This window comes from Pseudomonas sp. R3-52-08 (assembly GCF_003851745.1).
Classification (GTDB): domain Bacteria; phylum Pseudomonadota; class Gammaproteobacteria; order Pseudomonadales; family Pseudomonadaceae; genus Aquipseudomonas.
In genome coordinates this window covers 2292344-2318173 of the sequence record NZ_CP027730.1, presented here as the reverse complement: position 1 = coordinate 2318173, position 25830 = coordinate 2292344, and the positions used below count along the sequence as shown (strand labels likewise).

20 protein-coding genes are annotated in these 25830 nt (G+C 48.3%); 3 read left to right on the top strand and 17 right to left on the bottom strand.

What is annotated here, in order from left to right; genetic code table 11:
• Positions 1 to 25: 25 nt before the first annotated feature.
• The 8 genes from C4J91_RS10805 to C4J91_RS10770 all read right to left on the bottom strand — a co-directional run bounded on the left by C4J91_RS10805 (position 26) and on the right by C4J91_RS10770 (position 10829).
• Positions 26 to 931, bottom strand: a complete 906-nt coding sequence (locus C4J91_RS10805; protein WP_124362293.1) for a cation diffusion facilitator family transporter — start codon at positions 929 to 931, stop codon at positions 26 to 28.
• 288 nt (positions 932 to 1219) lie between these two features.
• Positions 1220 to 3790, bottom strand: coding sequence for a fimbria/pilus outer membrane usher protein (locus tag C4J91_RS10800; RefSeq protein WP_256681675.1), 2571 nt, complete (start codon positions 3788 to 3790; stop codon positions 1220 to 1222).
• Between the two features lie 53 nt (positions 3791 to 3843).
• On the bottom strand, positions 3844 to 4599 hold the full coding sequence (locus C4J91_RS10795; RefSeq protein ID WP_124362292.1) for a molecular chaperone: 756 nt from the start codon (positions 4597 to 4599) through the stop codon (positions 3844 to 3846).
• Between the two features lie 56 nt (positions 4600 to 4655).
• Positions 4656 to 5240 carry a fimbrial protein gene (locus tag C4J91_RS10790; RefSeq protein WP_124362291.1) on the bottom strand — a complete coding sequence of 195 codons (585 nt, stop codon included), beginning with the start codon at positions 5238 to 5240 and terminating at the stop codon, positions 4656 to 4658.
• Between the two features lie 362 nt (positions 5241 to 5602).
• Positions 5603 to 6553 carry a fimbrial protein gene (locus tag C4J91_RS10785; protein ID WP_164484530.1) on the bottom strand — a complete coding sequence of 317 codons (951 nt, stop codon included), beginning with the start codon at positions 6551 to 6553 and terminating at the stop codon, positions 5603 to 5605.
• Between the two features lie 294 nt (positions 6554 to 6847).
• Entirely contained in the window at positions 6848 to 9445 is a 2598-nt protein-coding gene (locus C4J91_RS10780) for a fimbria/pilus outer membrane usher protein (protein WP_124362289.1), read from the bottom strand.
• A 58-nt stretch (positions 9446 to 9503) separates the two neighbouring features.
• Positions 9504 to 10181 carry a molecular chaperone gene (locus tag C4J91_RS10775; RefSeq protein ID WP_256681674.1) on the bottom strand — a complete coding sequence of 226 codons (678 nt, stop codon included), beginning with the start codon at positions 10179 to 10181 and terminating at the stop codon, positions 9504 to 9506.
• Positions 10182 to 10295: 114 nt separating this feature from the next.
• On the bottom strand, positions 10296 to 10829 hold the full coding sequence (locus C4J91_RS10770) for a fimbrial protein (RefSeq protein WP_124362288.1): 534 nt from the start codon (positions 10827 to 10829) through the stop codon (positions 10296 to 10298).
• 488 nt (positions 10830 to 11317) lie between these two features.
• Between C4J91_RS10770 and C4J91_RS10765 the strand changes: the two genes are divergently transcribed.
• The gene (locus C4J91_RS10765) at positions 11318 to 11908 is read left to right on the top strand and encodes a hypothetical protein (protein WP_124362287.1); all 591 of its coding nucleotides are present in this window, start codon (positions 11318 to 11320) and stop codon (positions 11906 to 11908) included.
• 725 nt (positions 11909 to 12633) lie between these two features.
• Here the strand turns inward: C4J91_RS10765 and C4J91_RS10760 are convergent.
• The 4 genes from C4J91_RS10760 to C4J91_RS10745 form a co-directional block, all read right to left on the bottom strand.
• Complete coding sequence (locus C4J91_RS10760; RefSeq protein WP_124362286.1) at positions 12634 to 13488, bottom strand: fimbrial protein; 855 nt, start codon at positions 13486 to 13488, stop codon at positions 12634 to 12636.
• A 133-nt stretch (positions 13489 to 13621) separates the two neighbouring features.
• Entirely contained in the window at positions 13622 to 14491 is an 870-nt protein-coding gene (locus C4J91_RS10755) for a fimbrial protein (RefSeq protein ID WP_124362285.1), read from the bottom strand.
• Positions 14492 to 15262: 771 nt separating this feature from the next.
• On the bottom strand, positions 15263 to 16345 hold the full coding sequence (locus tag C4J91_RS10750; RefSeq protein ID WP_124362284.1) for a hypothetical protein: 1083 nt from the start codon (positions 16343 to 16345) through the stop codon (positions 15263 to 15265).
• A gap of 27 nt (positions 16346 to 16372) precedes the next feature.
• Entirely contained in the window at positions 16373 to 17242 is an 870-nt protein-coding gene (locus C4J91_RS10745) for an alpha/beta hydrolase (RefSeq protein WP_124362283.1), read from the bottom strand.
• Between the two features lie 174 nt (positions 17243 to 17416).
• Here C4J91_RS10745 and C4J91_RS10740 point away from each other — a divergent pair, with 174 nt between their 5' ends.
• Both C4J91_RS10740 and C4J91_RS10735 read left to right on the top strand, forming a co-directional pair.
• Positions 17417 to 21091 carry an ATP-binding protein gene (locus C4J91_RS10740; RefSeq protein ID WP_124362282.1) on the top strand — a complete coding sequence of 1225 codons (3675 nt, stop codon included), beginning with the start codon at positions 17417 to 17419 and terminating at the stop codon, positions 21089 to 21091.
• Between the two features lie 270 nt (positions 21092 to 21361).
• Complete coding sequence (locus C4J91_RS10735) at positions 21362 to 21790, top strand: response regulator transcription factor (RefSeq protein ID WP_124362281.1); 429 nt, start codon at positions 21362 to 21364, stop codon at positions 21788 to 21790.
• 124 nt (positions 21791 to 21914) lie between these two features.
• On the opposite strand, the gene C4J91_RS10730 is transcribed toward C4J91_RS10735, so the two are convergent.
• From C4J91_RS10730 to C4J91_RS10710, 5 genes are all read right to left on the bottom strand, one after another.
• The gene (locus C4J91_RS10730) at positions 21915 to 23372 is read right to left on the bottom strand and encodes a hypothetical protein (protein ID WP_124362280.1); all 1458 of its coding nucleotides are present in this window, start codon (positions 23370 to 23372) and stop codon (positions 21915 to 21917) included.
• Between the two features lie 110 nt (positions 23373 to 23482).
• A complete protein-coding gene (locus C4J91_RS10725; RefSeq protein WP_124362279.1) occupies positions 23483 to 24109 on the bottom strand; it encodes a response regulator transcription factor in 627 nt (208 codons plus the stop codon).
• A gap of 86 nt (positions 24110 to 24195) precedes the next feature.
• Positions 24196 to 24621: a hypothetical protein gene (locus C4J91_RS10720; RefSeq protein WP_124362278.1), complete on the bottom strand. Its 426-nt coding sequence runs from the start codon at positions 24619 to 24621 to the stop codon at positions 24196 to 24198.
• A complete protein-coding gene (locus tag C4J91_RS10715; RefSeq protein ID WP_124362277.1) occupies positions 24618 to 25319 on the bottom strand; it encodes a hypothetical protein in 702 nt (233 codons plus the stop codon). The genes C4J91_RS10720 and C4J91_RS10715 overlap by 4 nt, the downstream gene beginning before the upstream one ends.
• A complete protein-coding gene (locus C4J91_RS10710) occupies positions 25291 to 25821 on the bottom strand; it encodes a secretion system protein (protein ID WP_164484529.1) in 531 nt (176 codons plus the stop codon). The genes C4J91_RS10715 and C4J91_RS10710 overlap by 29 nt, the downstream gene beginning before the upstream one ends.
• Between the last annotated feature and the right edge of the window lie 9 nt (positions 25822 to 25830).

Below are 25830 nucleotides of genomic sequence, written 5' to 3'. Positions count from 1 at the left end.
CGCTACAGTGAGGACCACGTAGAGATCAAACAATCCACTTCCGGTCCCCCGTAAAACAAATCGTCAGCCACCGTGTCGAATCTGCGCGGCCCAATCTCGCCGAGATTTCGTCACGTAACGTATCCAATTTCCCGACCGCTTCCACGTGATAATCAGCCGAGAGCACAATATGGATCTCGATAAATCGCGCTCGCCCGTGCTTCTGTACATAGGAAACATAATGCTCGAGGCCGTGCTCGATTTTAATCGCGTCCATCACCTGTCGCACTTTGTTGTCCAATTGGTCTGGCGCCATGCCCAACACATCACGCAAGGCCGGACGCAGTATATTGAAAGCGGGAGGCAATATACTCAGTGCCAGCAGGATCAAAATCAGCGGATCGGCATATACGGCCAAATGACCATAGCCCCGTGACGTGAGCAACAGCGCAGTGAGAAAGCTGACAAGCAATCCCACTGATAACATCGCATCTACCAACCAGCTAATGTTATCGAACTGAATCAGCGTTGATTTAAGCTCACGGTTTCGATAACGTATGTAGAAGAAATAGGCGAACTCGACGACTGTAAACACTGCCGCATAGATGATCAGCATCCCTAATTCAATCTCACGACCGCCGTTGATGAATCCAGACACTCCGTTAAGAAATGCATAGATTGCGATCAAAAACAGAAAGCTGCCTTCGATTAGCAATACCATAGGCTCCAAATGCCAGAAGCCAAACTGGAAACGGTGATTACTTTCCTTGGCGATAAGCTTGGATGTAATCAGCATCAATACTTTGATAAAGGTTGCAATCAACGAGAAAAAACCATCGAACAGGACGGATTGGGCACCCGTAACGAAACCTGTAGCAATCCCAGCGATCGCTACCGCCAACATCATGACGGTAGATTGTTGGAGCAACGACTGCTCACTTCGGTTATTCAAGTAATTCTCTCTGTAAAATACAAGTTAACTGCTGACTGCGATTACCGCTCAACAGCCTGCTAACTTCTCTGCAACCTGACAGATTGACCGGTAAGTGGCATGTGTCATGCCCTCCACTTTGCGAAGTGTATAAGTACTCCGATCAAAATAATAGCACCACAAATTATACAACCGATAACTTCGCTATCCACGCTAATTCCCCTAAACATTTTAATATGTGCCCGAGATCACTGGTTAACACTATCAACAAAAAATAGAGCTTAGCAATGGCGCCTAAACTCACCCACCTTACTCGCAGACTAACTGAACTTTATCAAATCTTGTACCTGGCTTCCGCGAGTCTAAAATATAATGTGCGTGGCAACTATCGCCTTTCCATTTTACAGTCAGAGTCGCTTCTTCCTGATCCACTAAAGCAAGCGCCATACCTTTTGGATCTAAAACGCCTAGCACTTTGCCATTTTCGTCCTGAACACTTGCCCCAAAAGGTATATGGCTACCGTCTACGCTTCGCAACTCAAACTGTACTCGGCGCCCACTTTCCGCCGCGAATCTAGCTAGTGTTATGGAACCACGACGGGGAACCAATTGTTGGGCGGTGGTCAGTAGCTCAGTATCCGCCCCTAGATCACGGGCATCCAGAGTAAGCCAATTGGTCCGATACATCTGAGCACTGGGTACTACCGCGTAGCCGTTCTTTCCGGTGATAACCCCGGCGTGGCTGGAAAATTTTGCATTAGAAACACCAGACACCTCTGCAAGGGTAAATGTGTCGCCCACGGGTTGACCTAGATTAATTCCTCCGGCATGCGCTACTACCGAACCGGATGCGCCAGCACTGAAAGTCTGATAATCGCGACCATGACTGTAACCAGCATTCACCCGAGCCATTGAGGTGACCGCACTCAGGCTTGCGGACCCTGAGGCCCCCCCGCTGCTGTCATGCCCTGCCTGGAGATTGTAATAAGCATCATCTTGCCCCGGAAGATTGCCATTCACCCCCATCTGTGTTGAATGACGCCCTTGGTTGTCATAATTTAGATTGGAGCTGATACGCGATGATCGCTGTGAACTTCCTAAAGGCATAGAGATAGACAGAGCAACCTGCTTGGTATCATTTTTATAATTAGAGGCATCGTTACGGCTATAGGAGGCATCAAGGTTATAATTTATCGAGCCCCAGTTATTGCTATAGCCGACGCGAAGTTGCTGCGAACTGCCGGGCACATTCCAGTAACGCTGTTCAGTGCCATTCAGGTAAAACGATCCCCCCCTCGAGCCCAAACTCTGGTTTATCGTTAAATCAAAACGGTTTTTCGCACGCCCTCTGCGGTTACCGTCCATGAATCGCAGGTCGGTGACATGGTCACCCAGCGTCCGATAGTCTTCAGTCGAATAACGGTAGGTAGCCAGGGTAAAAGTCGTATTGGTAGCGGCGAGTGTCTTCGCATAGTTCAACCTAAGGCTTTGACCGCGGTTTTGCTGCTGTCGGATTTCACTATTTGATTGGGTGACATCTATCGCGAAGGCGCCAAGAGGCGTGTTCTGTGTGACACCAACGTTCGTTGCTCTGTAGTCCTCAGCCCACTGCACGCCCCCCACTAGGGTTGTGGCGTTGGTCAGGCCGTAGGCAAACCCTAAGGTCGCCAGTGAAGGCGCTGCATCGTCAGGATTGTTGCTCGCATACTCGCCAGCGGCAGCGTTATAACGCAGCATGCCACGTCGTACCATCTGCGGTAGAGAGGCGTAAACCTGGGTGAAAGTATTGCGACTCCCATCCGCCTCGATCACAGTTATTTCAAGGTCCCCATTTGATCCGCTGGGATAAATATCATTGATTTCGAATGGCCCGGGGGAAACCGTAGTGCTATATAGCAAGTACCCATTCTGGCTCACTTCAACGGTCGCGTTGGTCTGCGCAGTCCCGTGGATAACTGGAGCATAGCCCCGTTGGCTATCGGGAAGCATGGCCTCATCTGAACTTAGCTGGACGCCGAGAAAACGCACACTGTCAAACGTCTGAGAGCTGGTGTAAGTTTCCCCGAGTGTCAATTGGCTTTTCAACGACGTGATGTCGCGCTCGGCGAAAGTACGGTTGCTGGTAAAGCGCCGTTTATTTCCACTACCATCCGTCAGAGCTGACTCGTTACGGAGGCGCCACTGACCGATATTTAAGCCATTACGCAAACCCAAACTGTAATAGTCACTCGTGCTACCTAAATTTTCACTACGACGCCCACTGAATTGATAGTTTACGAAGCCAGCATTGACACCATAGTCCCAAACGGCAGGATCAACATAGCCCCTGGCACTTCGCAGCATAGCCGCTTGGGGTATACCAATATGCAGTTGAAGTCGAGCAGCATCGTACTCGACGCTGGCTTTTTCGATTAACTCGCTCACGTCATAACAGCGGTCGGGCAGGCCCGTGTCAATCACGCCATTACGCTTCAGCTTTTCCACATCTACGCCAAGTTTCTCGAGCACGTCCAGAGTCAGACACGGTTTGGTCTTACCTGACTTGTCAATGGTGTCAAAACGAATATCTCTGCGCCCAGTCAGGGCTCGGTTTACGTAAATATCGACACGATAGGTTCCTGGCGCAACATTGTCCTGCCTAAGAAACTCGGCTAGGTCAAGCTGTTCGCCGCCCCCCTGAATAAAAGCAAGGTCGAACTCTGGAATACTTGCTTCGCTCCCCGTGGAATGAGCGTAGGCTGCCCCCGGCAATGCTAAGGCAACTGCAAGAGCGAGCTTTCGAAGTCTAAAATCTTTACCCACCAAGTCACGAGGTGCTGCCATGCTTTCCTGCGCGCGCGCGGACAGGCCCGAGCTATTTTCAGCACTGATTCTTTTCATAAAAAACACAAGAACAAACCTTTCGACAGTACATCAGAACTTGGCGAATAAACTTATTTGTCAGCCAATGTATTCGGCGCAGCGGAGCTGACCTTATCTATATATAGATCGGCCGTGTATGAGTCCTGTCCGCCGTAATCATTGATGACGTTGAAATTCAGTTTGATACTGGCAGTTGAATCCATTGGATTGACTGGTATTTCTACACTCTTACCAGGAGCCAACATATGGCCCTCTCCCATTAGAAAGTCATTGTAACCAGCGCCTTTTAAACTCAATCCAGTCAACGACACATGAAATCGACTTGGATTCTCAACCTTTAGTACGGCATTCTGAGCATGTTTATTTAATGTCCATTTAAGCTGAGTCGGTGCCTCTACCGCACTGTCCGGCAATCCAGGCGGTCGAAAAAACACTTTAATCCGCTGCCGTACCGCAAGCTGCAGAACGCTTTCCCCATTAACTTTCTGGGGGATCTCTTGGACGTTCAGCCAAGCAACTGACTCTCGATCCAACGGCACTCCCTCTCCACTGTAAAGTATCCGTAGTTGTTGACGCCCCTCTTTGGATAGGCGGGATAACGGTGGAGTGACCGCAAAAGATGAAATATTAAAATCTGCTGAGTCAGACTCTAGCCAAGACTGGACCAGTACATCCTCACCACCGTGATTAAGCACAGACAACGAAGCTTCTTGATGCTCAGCGTCGAAAATCACTCGAGTGGCGCCCAATGAGATGCCTGCCTGCGAATGATTGGCAAGGAGGGCCAATAGAAATAATGAAAACCTAAACAGCGCCTTATTAAACACCCGATTCGCCTCCACGAAGATACAAATGGGGAGAACATCCTCCCCATCGCAATTTTTTATTCGTAAGTCAGCGTAAAAGGCAGGGTCGCATTCCCAATACCCGCTTTAACATCATCCGATGCGCCATTAAGCGCGTAAGCAGCGCGCATGCTCAGGCTAGCGGTAGCTTTCCCCTCGTCAACCTGCAGTGCGGCATCGATCGTTTCGTTGGCACTCAGGTTTAGAACTTGATTGTTATCATTAAGGATTGCAATGGCAACGCCCTTTGCCGCCTTTTCACCACTTTGCAGCTTAAGCAGGCGTCCATCAGCACCATCAATACCGGAGCCAGAAAGCGGGTCGAACTTGACTTTTACTGTACTCAAGCCACCTACACCCGATGAACAATCAATGTCCAAGTTGATGTGAGTAGCTGCAGCAACCCCCACACCGGGCTCGCCAACATCACTGAGTGAAACCTTCCCGAGGTCTACGTTAATATTGCCATTACCACCTGACGAACCAGCGCCCGGTTCGACCGTACAGCTTGCCGCAATCAGCTCGCCAGAGAATTCAATTTTTCCGCTACTTGTTGCATGCGCCACGCCCATTCCACCAAGCAGAACGGAAGTCAACGCAGATACACCCCAAAGAAATTTCATAGCTTCGATCCTCGCATCTGATAAGACTGATACCAACTAATTAGGGTTATCCATATCCAGCCGGCCAGTTTGTAAATTTTCACATGCGAAGGAGTGCGAGCCTATTGGAAAACCCTACAATCCCACTGGAAATTTCCCATGCACCCTGGGAAATTTCAGACAGGTCTAGATTGATTAAAATTTGATCAAACAATTTTGTGCGCCCGGGCCCCCCATTCAATAGGCTGGGGAAGTCTTGGATACAAAAGAAGTCAACGCGTTTGAAAGTATTAGAGGGTCCGCAGCGGCTTGAGGTTGATATCAGTGCCGCTGCGTAGCCGCATCTATATTGCAGTGCTGAAGTTTTATTAAGCACACCGGAGCTACTGATAAGACATAGTGAACACTGCATTTGCATTGGCGGTACCGACTCCCGGCCTAGAAGACGCTGTTCGGTGATATTGAATATAAAATGGAATCAGGTACCTGCCTCCGGCGCTACCTGTAGAGCTTACAACCTTAAATTGATTCAAAGCGCCCGCGATAGACGATGCAGGACCGAAATTGATCGGGCTGTTTTCGCGTAGAATCTGATAACCTACACCCCTGGCTTCCGAGTCGTTGCTGAGGGTCAACACGCTCCCAGTGTTTCCCGGATTCTGTGCATCTGTGATAACCATATGAACGGAAATCGAAGGATCGCAATTCATTCCAATATTAAAAGGCGTCCTGCCGGCAACTGATCCAATCTCGGTGAGGCGATTTAGTCCGATATCTGGCATCTTTACATCAATACTGCCATCGACATCACAGGTCGACGCTTTTATGGTTGGAGCAGTGCTAATTTTAATATCCATTACGCCTCTCGTCTTTTTATCACTGTAGATCACGTTAGCAGCCGGAAACGCGGTTATCGTTCCAGAACTGACAGGGCCGACGATCACGAGTTGCGCAGTCGCTTTCATATTTTTTGATGCATCACTACTTGGCTTACAGCTAGATCCAACGCCAGAAACATCGAACGGAAGAGTACGCTGTATGGAAACTGAATCCCATGACGTTGCCCGAAAACGCACGCCAATACCTGGATTGTCAGTCTGATAAACATCCGAAAAGCCCGGGACGAGGGGGCCATTAACCGTTCCGATACTGCGCACCTCGTACGAACACTTCGTCCATACGGTCTGAGAATCGATACTGGCTTTCCAGTTCGTGGTCGAGCCGACCTCCCTATCGCGCGCAAAAACAGCACTATCCAGGGGGATGTTTACAGCGGCAATTGATAGAGGCGAGAAAGAAAGCAAGAAAGCCAGCGGGAGCATATTAATATTCATCATTCCACCTTTTTGAACTTTTGCTTCGCAATAGAGTAATTTACAATTTGGCAAACACTGTGCTGTCGAGTGAAATGCTAGCCTCGGCCCAAAAGACGGAAAAATAGAAACATGGACACAAAGGGAAATATTCTGCAACTCATACTTAACCTTTTAGTTGTTCTGACGCACTCCAATAGCCATGTATTTGGTTGATAACACAGAGCAAAAACGTGAAGAAAATAGTGAACACAGATAGCGGTTCATAAGTCGCTTCCAGATTTTTCTTCGTAATAGGGCGACCTCCAACAACCATTATTTAAGCGCTGCGAAAGTGCTTGATAGTTTGGTGCATAACAAGTCGACTTTTTCTAATTTAACTTTGTCGCTATTGGCTGCAACTGGCAGGTGGTACAAAACCCGACACTGGCGGTCGATCGTCTCTCCCCAACGCACTATAAGTTCACCTTTCGGCTCTGCGGCACGAATGAATGCTCGGCTCATCTGACCAACCAACGTCAGGCTATTGCCCTCAGGGTCCAGCACTTCGGCCCCCGTCGGCAACGCATTACCCGCTTCGTCACGCAGGTGAAGCAGAAGAGGCATGCCCTGAGTGGTTGGATATTTCAGCATTACAATCGCGCCATGACGCGGTGCGATATTTTGGGAACTCATTTTCAGCTCAACATCCGCCGCCATACCTTTCGGGTCGATTGCCACTTCATTATGACGATAGGGTACCAAGCCGCTCACTACTCCATACCCGCTGCTGCCGATAGCACCTCCATTGCTGTTGAGCAGAGACGCACCTTGTGCCCCTCTAGCCTCCACAATGGCACGCGTTTCACCTTTGGACTGACTGAAGGTCACTCCGCCAGGATGCGCCACGACGCTGCCGGAGATGCCGATACCGACTTGCTTGTAATCCTCACCCTGCCCAATGCTCCCGGATAGATTGGTCTTGGCCATACGATATTGGCCATTGGCGCCCGTAGAGCTATTGCTGGCCCCGGAGGCACGATCATGCGAGCCGTACGCCCCATAGCTGAGTTCGCTCTGCTCACCCAGAGAGCCAGACAGACCAACCTGCCCCCCAACATCCCCTTTAACCGAATAAGTCGTGGAGCTGGTGAGGTATGAGGTATGACGATCTTTGCCCAATGGCACCGATAGCGTCAGCATGTACTGGGTATCGTCCTGGTTATTGCTACCCTGAGTACGGCTGGCTGAAAGACTCAGGTTTCCCCAGCTATAGCTATTGGAGTACCCGGCCTGGAAGCTGGTATCGCGGCTCTTGGCGTTATTCCAGTGATTCTGTGACGACCCACTCAGGTACAGACTGCCAGCATCGCCAGGCAGCGGCTGGTTGATGTTCACTTGCAGCCGACTGCGCTGGCGGTTAAGTGCCGGACCAGTCAGGTCCTGGGCTCGGGCATAATCGCTGAAGGACAGGTAGCCCTCGTTGGAGAAACGGTAAGCTGCCACGACGAAGTTGGTCTTGGTGCTATCGACCAGCTTGCTGTAGCTCAGTCGATAACTCCTTCCGCTGGCGGAGCTATCGAGTGGGTCAGTACCCTCATTGCGTGACTGCAGACCGGAAGCGTTGGACTGTGTGACATCGAACGCGAACGCCCCCACCGAAGTACTCAAAGCCATACCGCCCTGTACCGCCAGATACTGGTCGGCGATGATGCTACCGGTGTAGGTTGTCACCTGGTTGGAAATGCCACGCTGATAGGTTGCCTGGACGAATGTTGGCACTTTGCGCAAGCGGTCATCACGGTATTGACCGGCAGAGAGGCTGTAGCGCGAGGTCCCTGGGCGCAGCAGTTGTGCCACCGAAGCAAAGGGCACAATGAAGGTGTGGATACGGCCGTCAGCCTCGGTCACCGTGACATCCAGATCACCGGAATAGCCAGTACTGTAAAGGTCGTCAATGATAAACGGGCCGGGCGCCACGCTGGTTTCGTAAAGTATGTTGCCAGCTTGACGCACGGTCACTCGGGCGTTGCTTTGCGCCACGCCTCGGATGGAGGGCGCAAATCCACGCTGGGAACCAGGCAGCATGCGATCATCGGACGCCACTTGCACACCGGTGAAAGGCATGCTGTCGAACAGCTCGGATGGGGTGTAATAGTCCCCCAGGGTAATTTGTGATTTGAGCACTGTCAGGTCGCGCTGTGCATAGGTACTCAGCGCGTTATACTTACTCCGGGATTCACCAACACCACTGCTACGGTTGTAGCTTGCGTTGTGGCGCAGACGCCAGTCCCCCAGGTTCAAACCGCTATTGATACCCGTGTAGAACTCTGTGCTGTTGGAGCCGCGTGAATCGATATGAAAGGCATTGCTGTTGTAATCAACGAACGCAGCAGTCACACCCCGGTCCCAGTCGCCTGGATCAACGTAGCCACGTGCTGCGCGGTTCAGGTAAATCTGGGCAATGCTCAAGTCCAGGCGCAACGCCCCCAGGTCCATGTCGATATCGGCATCAGGGACCCAGCGGATGATATCCGCGCAGTCATCGCTTTCAAGGGTGTGGCTTTCAGGCAGGCGCTTGAGGTCAATGCCCAGGCTGGAGAACTGTGCGGGAGTAAAGCAAATTCTCGACAGTTTCCCATCGCCGCCGTCACGCACCCGAATGTCCTGGCGCCCCATCCATTGCTGGTTGACGTAGACATCGAGACGATATGAGCCTGGCATGGGGCCACTCCCGCGCTCGAAGCGCGACATGTCCAGACTTCTTTCCCGGCCTTGTAGAAAAGCCGGATTGAACAACGCGTGAGCAACATTGCTTTCTTCGGCTTGTGCAACGCTGTCGGGCAGAACCACGCCAATCGTCGTAACAAATAGCAAATGCCGGGCAGCGAAAAACCGGCCGGAATAACGCGGCGCATGAGTCGTCAAAAACATAGGATTACCTGAGCCCGCGTACCGAGATCACGTCTGTTAGCACATCAGCTCGTCAATTTCAGTTCAGTGCGATGTTCTGTTCGGCAGTGGTGCCAAAGTCACCGATCCAGCGGTAGAGCACCTGGCCGCCAGCACCGCCGGCGTAACCTGCGAGAGAAAAATCCTGTTGGCCGAAGGGTGCAATCATGCCGCCACCGGTTTCGTAGCGTCTGTCGCCCTGCTTCACCGTCAACTCCCCAAACGACAGGTGATAAGGCGTCGGGTTATCACCGCGCAGGACATATCCCTTATCGACTCGCTGCACAGACCACTTCATCCGACTCACGGCGCTACGAACATCGCCGGACAGAGCGACCGGGCGATAGAACATTTTCAGGCGTGAACGCACAGCGATTTGCATCATGTTCGCCCCAGCACTGGCACCTTGAGGAATAGGTGGGATTTCCAGAGCGTTGAACCAAAACAAGCTTTCCCTGTCCTGAGGCAGCGTTTCACCGGTGAACACAATGCGTACACTCTGGCCCTTTTGTGGGTCCAGCCTGAAAATGGGCGGCGTAACAAGAAAGGGCGCGTCTGCATCCTGAGGTCGGCTCTGGGCGTCGCCACGATCAATCCAGACTTGCATGAGCCCCGGCTTTTGGCCCTTGTTGGTCAACTTTACGGTGACTTCTCGCTCCATCGCGGGATAGATCACACGGGTGCCATCGATCATGACACCGGCAACAGCGCTGGACATTGAGCACGCAGCAAGGAGCAGTCCAGCCATCAAAGAGGGCAAGTGTCGAGCGGAGACAGGCGACATCAGGGGGTACCTCGGTGGAGCCCGAGGTGGGTGCCCCGGGCGAGTCGATTACTCATAGGTCAGCATGAAATTAGCCATGACGGAAACATCGCCACCACTAGCGCCACCCTCTTGGGAGAAGTACTGTGCGAAGTACTGCAAGCTGCCTTTACCGTTGATGTCTACGGCACGTAGAGCCTGGGAAGCATTGTCATCGGTATTGATATTGATGACGGTATGGTTTTGATCCAGCAGTTGAACCTCGACATTGGAGGCTTTGTTTGCAGCACTGTTTACCAAGTTGCCGTAGGGATTAACATTTGAATCCGGCAGGAACGCAGCGGAAACCTTGGCGTCCTCTGGGCAATCGGTAACCTGCAGAGTGAAGCCGGTACGACCGGTAGCGCTCTGGGCGCTAGCGAGCTGACTTTTGTCCACGGTCGGCAGTACAACGTTGACGTTGGTGGAAGAAGTATCAAGTACGCAGCTGGTTTCGATAACCCTGCCAGTGATGTTGATCTGTCCGGTCTGGGCGGCGAGAGCAAGGACGGGCAGATTTAGGCTGACAAGACAGACAGCAACAGAAAACACTTTGAAGTTCATTTATGCGGGTCTCGCAATAGCCAAGTTAGAATAGATTGAGGTTTTAGCCTTCAGATACTTATGTGCTGCGATACCTGACAGGGTAGAGAATCTTATGACGCGGGCGCGAGCCGCTACATCAGCACGCTCTCGTTTCAAGTCAGAATTCGCTCGCCCTGGTCAAGAATTTTCTCGGCCCGGAATGAATCGCTTCGAGCTCGCACCAAAATCTGCACGCCCTCTGTGTTCGAATTGCTGCAACCCCTAAGGTTTTGTCGGTCACATTGTGTTGAAGCGGGTAGCCGGTGCCAGCCCTAAATGCGCGGGAACTGAGAGCGTTTTTTGAAATTAAGTTTCCTGTATATCTTGCATACTTTCTATCAAGCGCCCTAAAGTTTAATAGATGACTCTGTAACGCCTAAAACGCCAAAACAGGAAAAACTATTTTAAAAACCCCTCACATCAAAATACCAAAAAGCAAAACTAAACCGAATGCTATCGGGTAATCTATGAAAATATCAGAAAAATCAGCATATCATGCTATATCGAGTTTAACAGCCAAAACAATAGTTCATCAAAGAGCCAAAAGTAGGGACCTAAAAAAAACCATTAAGATAGTGCGAAACAGCCATTTAAAGATTTATAATCCGGCTCAAAAAAAAGAAGCAAGAGAATTTGTAAAACATGTTCGCGAAATATTTCATACACAAAATTCGAAAGCATTGAGGAAGAAAACCGAACTACTCAACGATCTAGAAACATTAACTACGCGGTCTCCAGCAGAAAAATCAGCTGATTACACAAGCTGTTTAATTGGGATGAAATTCAAACGGGAATACTGTTGGCCAGGACTTCAAGCAAGAGGACAGAAAAATTATTTTTACGATAACAATACTATACAGTCCAAATTCGTCAGCTCTTGGCGTTCTATAAAAACACTACCCAAACCAGCTTCCGAAACCCTGCTCGCCCACGACAGCGCAGCGATCTATCGATATATGAGAGTAGCTGAACATACTAATAGTATTTTTTATGAGAAGGATATAAAGCTCACTCGAGAAAGATTGGACCCTACAGCTAATGGCACAAACGAGCATTGACCCCGAATTAGTCTGTTAGATTTTTATTTCTACCCACCCTCCCACTCCCAAAGCTCCAGCTACATCAACACAGGCAGCACTAAAATCCACAACTCATTAGAACTGAAAAAAGACGCTAGCATTTGGATTCGAATAGCATTTTCTTGGCTTAACAGATAGACGACCTCCGTGTAATGTGGCACGCTATTTTTCCTTATCGCAGACCAAAAAATAAATGACTTTTCGAATGATGTATCGAACTTTGCAGCATTACAAAAAATACCGGTTCATTTTTTTCCAAATCAACTCGCCGAAAATATACACTGAACAAGGTGAAAGGATCTTTGTACTTCTCACCCAAAAACGATGGGACCCCAAACGTTCAACCCGCAGCTGGTTTTTGTTGCCGTCGCCATGGCAGGAAGCATTTCAGCCGGGCAGTCCTATGCCCGCTCTATAACCGCCCTCCAACATTTAATTTACAACTTGCTGATTGCAGCAGCAACAAAGAGTGTAGAATAAAGACCAGTGGTTAGCTTAGTATAAATTTAAGCTCACTTACACGACACTATTACTTATTTAAAAATCGCAGTTAGCGCGAGCAAAAGGTGTTATTAAAGTTTTCTTGCCATCCACTGCGAACTGAGCGTCGCGTTCAGGGTGTAAATTCAACGACCCAGTTATTACACAACAGCAGACTCATCGAAACGCCCAAAAAAGTAAAATCAATGCCTTCAGCCAAGATTTTAATCGTAGCTAATTATATAGGCAGAGTGCGCAACAGCTCTACCTGGAACCAGATTGCCGTCTCGAATATAACGTACTGACATGGAAATCCGGCCATCAGACTGAATATCTCCCAGGCCCATTCTTTGTCTATACTTTACTAAAACGCCGTCACGCAAGACCTGAAATTTAATTCCTTTAGCCGTCGAGCCCGGACCTAATCCCAATGATTCCCCACTGTTAGACTGATTGTTTGAATCAGTAAATTCGGCGTATACCCTGCTCAAACTGTTACAGCTAACGCCTAAATTGAAGAATGCCTCTCCAAATGTTGAACCCATGCTAGGTAGCTCAAAACTGGTCACTTCTGGCAAAGGAACATATATATTTGGAGTGGTAATAGTGCAGGTTCCAAGAACAGCGCGCCCCGTTACAGTGCCATGAATCGCTCCTGAGCTACCATCAGAATATTCTTGCTTGGCCATCACCCCGGCGGCATATAAATCACCGGCCGCTATAGGGCCCTCGCTGCGAACTAACTCATATGTCAGACTAAAGATATTATCGCGATTTGTACTCAGGAAGCCGAGCCTCGTAGCACCACCATTTATTGGCTTTTCATTATAGAAAAAAACAACTGATAACCCGCTGCCGACATGTAGCTTTTGAGGTACCTGCAAATAGGCGGTACCGCCTTTCGTACAGTTCCTGTAAACAATATCTTTCTCAAATCTATTCAGTATTGTCCCTATAGAAACATTAGAAAGCACTATCTCTCTGCCTATATCATAATTATTTGCTCCATCAATTTTGCACTGTGCTAAGGCCTGCTGCGAAAAAAACAGTAGCGCCGCTATCACTATATATACCTTCACGACAAATACCTCCTATTTGAAACCACCAAACTGACAGCAAAATAACGAGACTCAGACTTTATGCCATCAAAGCCGCATAGCACCATATAAGCCCAATGAGCAATTTTTCATTCCGATGGTAACGGAAGAGTGTTCAATCATAACCAATTACAAATGTTGCCTGCGCAACAGCTCTACCTGGAACTAGATTGCCATCCCGAATATAACGCGCTGACATGGAAATCTGGCCATCAGACCGAATTTCGCCCAAGTTCATCCTTTGCTTATATCTCACCAACGAGCCGTCAAGCAACATCTGAAATTTAATCCCTTTAGCCGTCGACCCAACACCTAGCCCTAAAGAATCGCCAGTGTTAGATATATTGTTCGAGTCAGTGAATTCGGCGTATACCCTACTCAAGCTGTTACAGCTAATAGCTATATCAAAGAATGCCTCACCAAATGTTGCGCCTACGCTAGGTACCTCAGCGCTGGTTACAGCTGGCAAAGGAATATGTATATTTGGAGTTGTAACAGCGCACGTTCCAAGGACGGCACTACCAGACACTGCGCCATGAGAGTCTGCCGCTGGTGGTAAGACGACACCGTCAGAATCTACCTGCTTAGCCCAAAGCCCGCCGGCATACAAATCACCGGCCGCAACAGGGCCCTCGCTGCGAACCAAATCAAAAGTAACTGAGTAGTGATTATCGGTGCGATCGGTGTAAAAGCCGAGCCTTGCGGTAGTCCCATTTATAGGCTTCCCGTCGTGATAAAAAATAACTGATAGCCCACTTCCGACCTGTAATTTTTGAGGCACCTCCAAATATGCCACCCCACTTCCTTTACAACCGGAGTATGAAATACGTTGTGAAGAGCTGCTTAGTACAGTCCCTATTGGAACGCTACTCGGAAGCACTATATCAAACCCAAGTTTAAATTCTTTTGCACCCGTTATGATACAACTCGCCGAGGCCTGGTATGAAAAAAAAATCAATGCTGCTAATACTATCAATCGTTTCACAACAACAAACCCCTTTTTTAATGCACCATTATAAAACTCAAACCGACGAGCCTCGACGTCTTATCGCAACAATCAATAGTGCTCTCGCGCAATATACTCAGTACGCCCTCTAACCACTAACGGCATTATTAACAGCATACTTCTTTACTGAGATGTCAGGACGCTTTTTTCTCTTTTAAAAAACAAGCAGTGTTTCTTTATGACCTTAAAATTCTTAACGCACTAACTGGCTCGACGTCACATGGGAGCCACCGGACGTTTTACTCGAATCGAAACTAGCACCCGCTCCTGCGGCAAAGTTAGGGACAACCACCCAGCCAAAAAGATAAATAGGTTGGTTGGCTCACATTTTTAGCATACGCGTTCGCACCAACTGCCTATAATTCTTTCACATTAAAATGCAACACAGCATCAGGCCGTTCTATGCAGCGGCGAGAATCTTCCTTCTTGGAATGGGAATTTTCTTACCAGCCTGGGCACCTGTACAAAAAAATAGCTAACTCTTGATCCCTTATTATCCGATAAATAGTCACGCATGTAGCTATTGCCGTGTACAAATAGCACCAATAAAATTCAGAGGCCATATGACGCTTGAATTTCAGCGCGATATTTTATACCTCACCACAAGTAAGTACATGCTATTTCAGTTTACTTCAGGTTTCTAACGCATTCACGCTCTACCATCGTCATTAATATTAATCCCAATAAAACCAGCCTTCATCGCTTGTAGGTTAGTGCGAGGAGTACAAAACTAAGCGACTGACCCCAACCTCAACTTTCCTCATATAGATCGCCTTCAGGCAAAGACTTAAATGGCGAAGTTTCCTTCAACGGTATATCCGCGCCATGGCGCAAATTGTAGTCGGCAATAACAACCGCCAACGCACTAAGCCAATCCGCATTCATATAATCCACCATTATTTTGGTGTCAGCGTCTTCATTATAAAGCTGAGTGAGCGTTTTTTTGTTATCTCGGGGAGCGAAGAAGGAAAGAAACTCCTCACCGCCAATATGCTCCGGTACTCTTTTACAAGACTGCTCAAAACCTTTAGCGAAGTCGTCAATCTGTGAGCGCAAAGGCAGCTCCACCTTTTGATCATCCAAGCATGATTTTTCGCGAGATAAATAATAGAAATCAAATTTGTTACAACATAAATGTGCAATTTCATGCAAAAGTGCATTAGCAGCGGGAATGGCACATTTCTCAAAGAACTGTTGGGAAAACGCAATTCTTTGCTCGCCGTCTTGAACCAAGTTAATAGCAACCGTGAGATCGGAGTTGTCATACGGTTCCACGAGATAAATATCTCGTCCGCCCTCCTCCGTAATCCAAAGCAACACTGACCACATCGCTTTGTAATTCTCCAGCAGTCTCGGACGTAGACTGGGGTCCACACCCCAATCAGTAAGCTTGACATCAAATGTCTGATCATCAGTACCTTTTAGAGACTTTATCGCTGAAGTAACTAGGGATATCGCGTTATTAATAGTGCGCGTGAGATATTCTCGCTTAGCCTCTTCTATACTCTCGAAGCCTCTCGACACAACACCAAAACCCAGAGATTCGATATGTGTTTTAAATAGATCGTCTGACAATGGGTTCGATAATGGCGTAGCAAGCGCTCCGGGCGGACCTAACCAAGAGCCTGCTGATAACGATATTGAGGATAGCGCTAAAGTAACTAATCGAAAAATCGTAGCACCAACGGTCGGCGTCTTACCAGAAAAAACTAATTCGGTAGTGGTATTATGCACATCGCTTACAAGACGCAAAAATCTACGAGCATCTTCACGCCCAATCACAGTCCGCTCGTTACTCAGTAAAACCTCATTAATTGCAGCCACAGGTTCCATAGTTCTTCCTTGCTGTAGGTGTGGCGGTTAAAGATACATTCCCAGCCAGTTAATTTGATGTCTTAAAACTTTAAAATGAGTGTCACCTTCATAGACATCATAATGCCCAGCACCTTCAAGCATAATGATTGTCTTTTCAGCATGCAGCGCTTCATACAATCGGACTGCTTGATCCGGGGGATTAACAATGTCGTGTTCGGCAGCGACAACCAATACAGGCTGACGAACGCTCATGGCCATGATAACCGGTTTGTAGTTTATGATTTCCCGGACGGTTAAAAAGGGTATTTTTGTATTTAGCTGAGGATTAAACTTTTGATGCTTTTCGAAAAACACTCGAGACTGCTCATCATCCAGCACCATTAACGGAGGCACAAATAACTCCCTACCGCTTGATTCTTTCTTCTCCTGCATCCGATTTAATGTCGCAAATAGCTTACTTTCCTCTTTAATACTCATTGCGCTAGTGATTAATATTTCCCCGTCAGCAAAGGCTGTTTGGCTGATGATGCATTTGACCAGCGGGTTCTGCGCCCCAACCGTAATGACATGACAGCCACCTAGTGATGTTCCCCACAGACCAATGCGTGACGTATCAAATGACGGTTGCTGGCTTACCCAGTTAACAACGGCATGAATATCTTCTATCTGCATTTTGGTCTGAAGCCTGCCGCGCTCACCTCCACTTTCACCGAAACCTCGATAGTCAAAGGTAATGACATTGTAGCCAGCCTGAGCAAAAGCGAAAGCAAACTCAGGCAGAACAACGTTCTGGATGCCACAAAACCCATGGCACAGCACCAGAACAGGTGCCGGGATCACTGATGTGCTAGGATAAAGTCGCACCGCCAATTGTTCCCCGCTGCTACTAACACTAACGCGCTCAAAACCACTCATTACACTACTCCCCAAATACTGGCCAAGTTACAATTCCCAATTCAAAAGAAAGGCATCGCTATACACACAAAAGCTACAACAATAGGCTATAGTAGTATTTCAAAAAGCGATCCTGCAACAAAGCCTCAACCATCCAAATATTCAAGACTGTTCTACATTTGTAGAGGGGTTACCATGAAATCGATTCACCTAAGCGTGCAAATTAAAAAAAAACCAACACCAAAATACATATTCAGGAAGACGCTGTCGCTCAATATCTGTGCGGCGCTTTGGATCGCGCTATTCGCCGGGCCAGAAGCCCATGCTAGTCGTGTGGACAATTTAGAACTCTTCAGCCACACCAAAGAAGATCACCAGAAGTTAAATTTAGACTACAACGGTTGGCGCTGGCTAAAGAAAAAGAAGACTTTGGTACTGGGTACGTCGCTTCCTGATTATCCGCCGTTGGACATATCAAGTTCCAATCGTGACTATGAAGGTATCACAGCAGATTACATGCAGATAATTTCTGGTTATCTTGGTGTAACCGTGAATGTTCGCCGTTACGCTACTCATATGGAAGCCGTGGAAGCACTGAAAACTGGCGAAATAGATTTATTGGGCAGCGCTAATCGAAGAGAAAGCAATAGAATAGATTTGGCACTGAGCGACAACTACCTCGATGATCGACTCGCTCTAATCGGCCGCATAGGCATTAGCCTGTCTTTCGACGATAAAGTCGCGCGTATTCGCTTGGCAATTGACTCCGACTATATTAGTGAGGCTGCGGCTCGGCGGATATTTCCTCAAGCAAACATGGAAGTGTTCACATCGACAGAAAATGCTATCGCGGCAGTCGCCTTTGGACAAGCTGATGCATTTTTAGGGGATGCTATATCCTCTCAATACCTTATTTCGCGAAATTATTCCAGCCATCTCGATATTTTGGATATCGCGCCCCCGGCACAAGAAGGCTTCAGCTTTGCCATTAACGCTGATAACCCGCGTTTGCTGAACCTTATCAATACCGCCCTAGGGGCCGTGCCAGAACGGGTAAAAACTGAAATACAAACACGCTGGAGCGAAAAACTCTTATTCACGCTCCAGCCACTGGATTTAAGTGCGGACGAGAAAGATTGGATCAAGAAAAACCCTGTGGTAAATATAGCAGTGAGCCGGTACCTGGCACCCGTTTCATATTTTGACATCCATGGTAATTATTTTGGTATTACACGAGACCTGCTTAAGTTAATTGAGAGAAAAACGGGCTTAAAATTCAACATACAACCTCACCCCAACATTAGAGAAATGCAGGAAAGCTTAAAAGCGGGAAGAGTGCAAATCGCAACGGACCTGCCTAAAAACCAGGAAAACATGCAATCTTTTTTATTTGGACGTCCTTATTTAATCGCACCTTATGCACTTGTAGTACGCAATCAAAGTGCATACCCAGATACGCTGGAGGCTCTGGCAGGCAGGACGTTAAGCGTTGCGCCAGGCCATGCGCTTCTGCCGATGTTACGCGAACATTACCCGCTCATTCGTTTAAAGAACGCAGAGAATAATTTTGAGGCCCTTGCCTGGGTAGAGGATGGCTCAGTAGATGCAACAATCCTACCTGCACCTATTGCCAGCTACAATTTGCGTAGCCGCGATAACTCACTGAAAATTGCATCGATTATAAACTCTGCACCTGCGACAGCGTCGCTCAGTGTACTTAAGGGGCAAGGTCAGCTTTACGCAATTCTCGATAAAACCATAAGAAGCATCCCGCCAGATGTTATTGATTCTGTTACCAACCGGTGGCGCACAAACGCAGTTATTGCGCCCCCATCATGGCGCGACTATCGTCAGATTATATTTAAATCCGTATTTGGCACTATCACACTATTGACTATCGCATTGGGTTGGGGAATTTACTTACGTCGGCAGATCATGCAACGCAGAGCAGCCGAAAGAGAACTCAGCAATCAGCTTCACTTTATGGAAGCCCTGATAAACGGCACGCCGCATCCAATTTACGTGCGGGATTTAGAAAATCGCCTATTAATTTGCAATGACAGTTACGTAAAATCGCTTTCAAACGAGAGTGACATTGCTCGTGGTTTAAGTTCAGCAAAAACCTCATTGGAAAGGTCGGCGGCCTATGAAAAGGATTGCCAAACTGTATTGAAGACAGGCCAACCTCTTTTGCGTGATCGAGAAGTTTACATTGCTGGACGTCATCAAACTATCTATCACTGGATGCTACCTTTCTCTAACTCTGAAGGTGCCAATCAAGGCTTAATCGGGGGCTGGATCGATATAACTGAGCGGCACTTGCTTCTGGAGGAGCTCAAACAAGCCAAAAATGATGCTGATGAGGCTAATCGGACCAAAACTACATTCCTTGCGACTATGAGCCATGAAATCAGAACACCTATGAATGCGATCATAGGATTGCTGGAATTAAGCTTGAAACGCGATAAAGAAAAATATGACCGCTCATCAATAGAAGTCGCCTATCATTCCGCCCGCGGCTTGCTTGATTTAATTGGTGATATACTCGACATTGCCCGTATAGAGACAGGTCACCTTAGTCTAAATCAAGAGCGGGCCAACCTAAAGGACCTAGTAGAATCTGTTATACGAGTATTCAGTGGACTGGCCAAGCAAAAGAACCTAACTCTAAAGTTAGACATTAACGAAAGTATAAATTACGACGTATTGGTTGACCCGCTGCGCTTTAAACAAGTACTTTCCAACTTAATCAGTAATGCGATTAAATTTACCGAAAACGGCGGGGTCGATGTGGTTGTTCATTCTTGCTTAGTAGCAGATGATCAATTACAGGTCGAATTTTCGGTCAATGACACCGGTATTGGTATATCTGCTAACGATATAGCGCGCTTATTCCAGCCATTTACCCAGATAGGTGGAACGAAACAGCACGCCCGCTCTGGTACAGGATTAGGATTAATGATTTCCCGTAATCTATGTGAAATGATGGGAGGCCAATTGGAGCTCAACAGCGAAATCGATCAGGGCACACAAGCCATTGGCCGACTGACACTGAACGTGCTCGAACCACAGCAGGAAAAGAAGGCGGAAGTATTAAACAGCTCCGCAGCCAACCCGGCTCCAATTTTAGGTGTATTAGTGGTTGACGACAACTACGCCAATCGATTGCTGTTGAGTGAACAGCTAATATACTTGGGGCACTCCGTGCATCTTGCTGAAAATGGTGCTGAAGGCCTTGCATTATGGAAACAGAAAATATTTGACGTCATCATTACCGACTGCAATATGCCAGTGATGAGCGGATATGAGCTTGCGAAAGCAATACGCGTGATTGAGAGCGCTCAAAACCGGGTGCGCTCTATCATTTTAGGATTTACTGCTAATGCTCAACGTGAGGAGCGCGAGCGGTGCATATCGGCTGGCATGGATGACTGCCTATTTAAACCAGTGGAGCTGGATACCTTAGAGCGTTTCATCAAACGCTCCGCAATAGCCATTCATGACGAAATTAATTATTCTGAATCCGATAAATTTGACTTGAATACCCTTGAGCACCTTACCGGTGGAGACCTCAACATATTAAAGCGTGTGCTGGATGGATTAATTAATAGTATCACCGATGATTTAGAGGAATTACGACGGCTTAATAAAAACAACAATCTGCGTGGCTTATCCGAGCTTGCTCATAAAATCAAGGGCAGTGCTCGCGTTGTTAAGGTTCGCAGTCTGATCAAGCACTGTGAAGCTTTGGAAGCTTCCTGTCACCTTGACCCGTCAGATTCTAATTTACCGGCCGTGGTCCTAGCCCTTGATCAGGCAATGGTAGGATTAGAACGCGATCTGATTCGCCAGAGAAAAAAAACACTTTGAGTAGGTGGACTAAAGCACCCTCTCCCGCGATGTACTCATTACGGCCGTAACACCGATCCTTGGATATAAGCGGCCAATTTGTTTGCCCGCCTTACCGCTTAAAGGCACCTTAAACGTTGTATAAGCCCTGCCTACAACTGGCGCTATTATCTTTCCGCCGCGCGACACAATTAGCGCGCCTAGAATTTTCCTACTGTCTTTCAGCCCCTTCTGCCATTGCAAGTCTTACGAGTTCTTGTAGAATTCTTATTCCATCTAAGGTGTAGACGCATGATAGACTCGAACAGTGTGATAATTATTGATAAACACCCGATTGTGCGACTGGCAATCAGAGCGGTGTTAGAAAGACGAGGCATTAAAGTTCTGGCCGACGTCAGCGACGGAGTAGACGGTCTAAGACTTGCGAACCTGTATCATCCCGATCTTGTAACTTTTGATATTGGCCAAAATCAAACAGAGGGGTTAGCAATTATCAAACAAATGTCTTCGTTATCGAATGCTCCTAGCATGTTAATTTTTTGTACATATCCCGCAGTGCCTTGCGCAGAATATTGTTTACGGGCCGGCGCCTCCGGTTTTGTCAGTAAGCGCGCAGGCATACGCGACTTCCTTAACGCAATCGAAGCAATCTTCGCCGGTTACGATTATTTTCCATATTATGGCAGCGTCAAGCTTGGTCCAACCCCAGCAACGAAATAATCTAGAGTTCAGTTGACAGAGCTGGATGGGTATTACTCGCGCCCCATGCCATGAAGACAAGGTACGCGAGAAATTATGTAATGGATTACTTGGACTACATCAGCAGGACAAGCATAGGATATTCTCAGTGGTTTTTTTCTCGGTCTAACACAGACCCACCCATAGCCTTAATTTCCCCAAGCACAGCATCCAGGTTAACTCTTCCTGCATGACATTCAGCTCCAAGCTTTTCTGAGAGCTTTGCGTACCCATATATATAACTTCCTCGCGGATCGGGCATTATGGAACGTCCTCTTATTTTTTCTAGGACGGAATGATGGAATGTTTTTGAGAACCCCTCAATATCCTCTGCCACATTGGCGGAACCAAAGAAACCATTTCCACCTAAAAGTTCAAGTACTGCACGCTGTTTTTCGTGCGCAGTCAGAGTCCCCTCGGTATAAATCACGCTGAGCGGATTGTTAGGCCCCCCTTTCTCATTCTTAGCTGTGGCATCCGTATAAGGCGCAAACTCTTCAAACACTTCAACCGTAGTTGTCAATTTGCTGCACAGAGCAAGGCCGGCCTCGCTAAGCCGCCCGTTGTCAAAAAATAGAGTACCGAATTTCAGGGGATCTTCTTGTGCGCACTCCATCAACAGCCTATAAACTGCAGGCGCCACTGTGTACACAATTTTATTCGTGGGCCTAGCGAGACCGGATAGGTTGTTACGCTGTGTATCGCAAATGGCAAGAGTGTACGCCATCGCCACCATATCCTCGCATGCTGCATTATCCGGAATTGAAAGTGCACCACTTCTCAACAGGCCTTCAATGACAGTACCAAGCCCAGGTTTTCCGTCTCTACCTATATTTGGCATAAAATCGAAAGCTGTGCCGCTGGGAATAACCGCAGCCGCAACCCGGCAAAGACTTTCTTGCCCCGTAACGTCGACCCTTGCCTCTCCGGCCAAGGTCCCCAAGGCCGCAGCCGTGGCTATCTCATTCAGCCCCCAATGCAGTTGATTGCCAATGCCAGTGCCATCTTCTTGTAGTATTTGAACGTGATCATGAAAATATGCGAGAAAACCGGCTAGACGCTCGAAAGAATGCCCTTGGAAAAAATGCAGTACGTCACTCTGCATTTCTTGTGCGTGCGCCATTCGACCGCTTGAATGGGTAGCTTTGTGATAGGACAGACGCAACGCATTCAGAGCGCCATCTAATGCGCTCTGATCGAAATGACTTTGGATTTTTTCTATAGCGCGCTGCGCTTGTTCCAAGTCGGTATGAGTCAGACTGGCCAGCAAATTATTTGTGAGGCTGCTGACAATTTTATGTTTATCACATTGGTCGGGCGTGACTTCGCGTACTTGTTCCAGTAAGTTCTCTAAGTGGCCCGCCATGATCGCTGATGCTTGCCTATCCGATGCACACAACGTAAGAATATTTCCAAAATGTTCGGAACAAAACTCATCTAGCTGGCGGCTGGGAATCCCTAGTACATTACGAATACTGCACGATGTTCGCACTGGCAGATCTGAAGTCGTTCTGGGAAACACGCCTACTGGCGGTGACCCGGCGACAACGTTTTTAACATTCATTTATTTTGCCTCAAGACGCCAAATGAGACCTGAAAGTATCAATAGCGTCTGAAGCAGGCTTTCAAATAGCGCTCATGACAGAGCTTTACCGCAAGCGGTTGTTTAAACGTTCATACCAGTGAATTTCTTTTCGCCAGTTCGGCCAAGCTTACAAGGCTAGAGGCGTTCAATTTTTCAAGCAAGCGTATTTTATAAGAGCTGATCGTTTTGTTGCTGATCAGTAACTCATCAGCTATTTGTTTATTCGTGTATCCCAACGCCAGATAACGAAGAACGGTGAGCTCTCGATCGGTCAGCGTACTTAACAATGTAGCCTCGTCAGATTTCCCTGCGTCATTGCGAACGTCATTGAGCGTTTGGCTAGGAAAAAAACTGTAGCCCGACAACACTGCACGCACACCAGCGAGTAGCTCCGCTGGGTCCTCCTGCTTAAACACAAAACCGGCAGCCCCAGCCCGCATGCACCTGTGGGCAAGGTAAGCAGGTTCCTGTGCACTTAGTACCAGGACTTTTGGCGGCGTTGCCAATGTCTGGATACGGGCGATTACCTCCAACCCATCGAGGTTCGGAATACCTATATCAAGCAGCACCAGGCCAGGGTTCAGCTCTCGAGCTAAACTGACACCATCGACCCCATTGTCCGCCTCCCCCACCACCTCGTGCCCGTCACGCTCCAACAACAAACGAACAGCTAATCGTAGTATCGGATGATCATCAACAATCAGTATTTTTCCCACTGTCTACACCTGATAATGGTATTAAAAGATCGACTGCGCCCGCGACCTCTGAAGTGATCAGGCGCGATGTCGTCAACATTGTGAGCTCACCATTCGGGCAGCTCTTCAGCCACCATGAATATTTGCTGCATATATTCCTGAACCATAAATTTCGTCGAAAAAACACGAGATTGAGCCTCTGTGACACTCTTATATAGCGCTGTATCTTGGAGACTATCCTCTTTAAGGCGCTGCAGGGTCAAGGCCAAAACTGCAGCCTGGGTTTCAGTGGTGCGATAAGGATGCGCTCCATCAGCCTCAAACGCGCGTAAGCACTCGTAAACTGTTGCGCCGCTCAAACCATCGTCTGCTATAGCCAATAACCTCTGGTAGAACGCTTCGAAATTAGGATCATCCAAAGAGGTTTTGGATAGCGCACCAACTTCAAGCACACGCTGATCCAGGTCAAGGATCGCTTCTTGAGCGGCGAGCACGGCCTGGCTACCAGCGGGGCGAATGGCACCAATGTTCATTCCGTGATCCCTTTATTCAAACAAATCGACTCATCCAACCCGGTAAACCGCAAAATAGCAGACCGGACCTCGCCGGAAATCCGCCCGCACTGCTCCGTCAATAGACCTAATTTCACCATCAATTCCGGGGCCAGTTCTTCGCCGATAGCCCGACCATTCAGTTCGGCAAATTGTTGGTCACAACGAAATCGGTAATATTCCCCGTCGACGAATTCGACATTCATTGTGCCACTCCAATGCAAGCGTAGACGAGCCACAAACTCCTCACCACACGCATCCAAGCGTTGAGGCAATACCACGGTCATAGCTTGGTCCGAGCTGGCGTCGGCTCTGCCCTCTTTCAGCCATCTGGCAAACATGGCCTCCAAACACTCAGGCCGGCCCAGCAAGTCTGCGACTAAATCAACAGCAGTACGATGCAAGATCACCTCTAGACGCTTCTGAAGAGCACTTGCTTGACCCACTGCATGTACGACATCTTGCGCCAGGGCGCAGACGCCCTTGTCATACCCTTGGCGAAAAGCATGCTGATGAATTGCATCCGCTTCGCACTGAGCCGCGTGGATACGGCTATTGGCTTGAGCAATCGCCTGGTCAAGAATGTCGACGGCCTGCGTTTGCTTCTGCAGATGCACTGAGGCGACCCAGACGCTATCCTCAATCAGAAGGTTATCGTGAATGGGAATAATTCTGATCATTTTGTAGAGCCAATTTAAAAATTAATAGATCAGCAGAAGGTATCGGCTGGGTTCCCTGCAGCTCGACTATTTTCTCAGGGAAGAGTAGCGGCAGCCGTGCTACCAGTGCCTCAGGCACCCACTCTCTCCACGCCAGCAATGCGGAAAGCCCACATGCCTGGACTTGGGCCACAGACACCAAAGACGTTTTTTCCTCTTCGCGGGCTTCACGAAGCTTACAGGCTGCGAAGGCCTGGGCTTGCTCAGGCAGGCATAACCAAGTCCCTCCTTGCGCCAGGTGTTGACGCAATTGCTGCGCCCCCAGAGCCAGAGCAATATGAGGCAGGCGGTGCCAATATCTCACCCAATGCGCATACACAGAATCAACCTCCGGCGTAGCCGGCATCGCATTGGGTAGTGCGTCAAGAAAAATCCCATTAAGCGCGCTCCGTTGCCGCGCAGAACTAAGATTGATTGTCCTGCTCAGACGACTTGGATGTAGGTAGGCCAAAGGATCAAACATGATATGTCT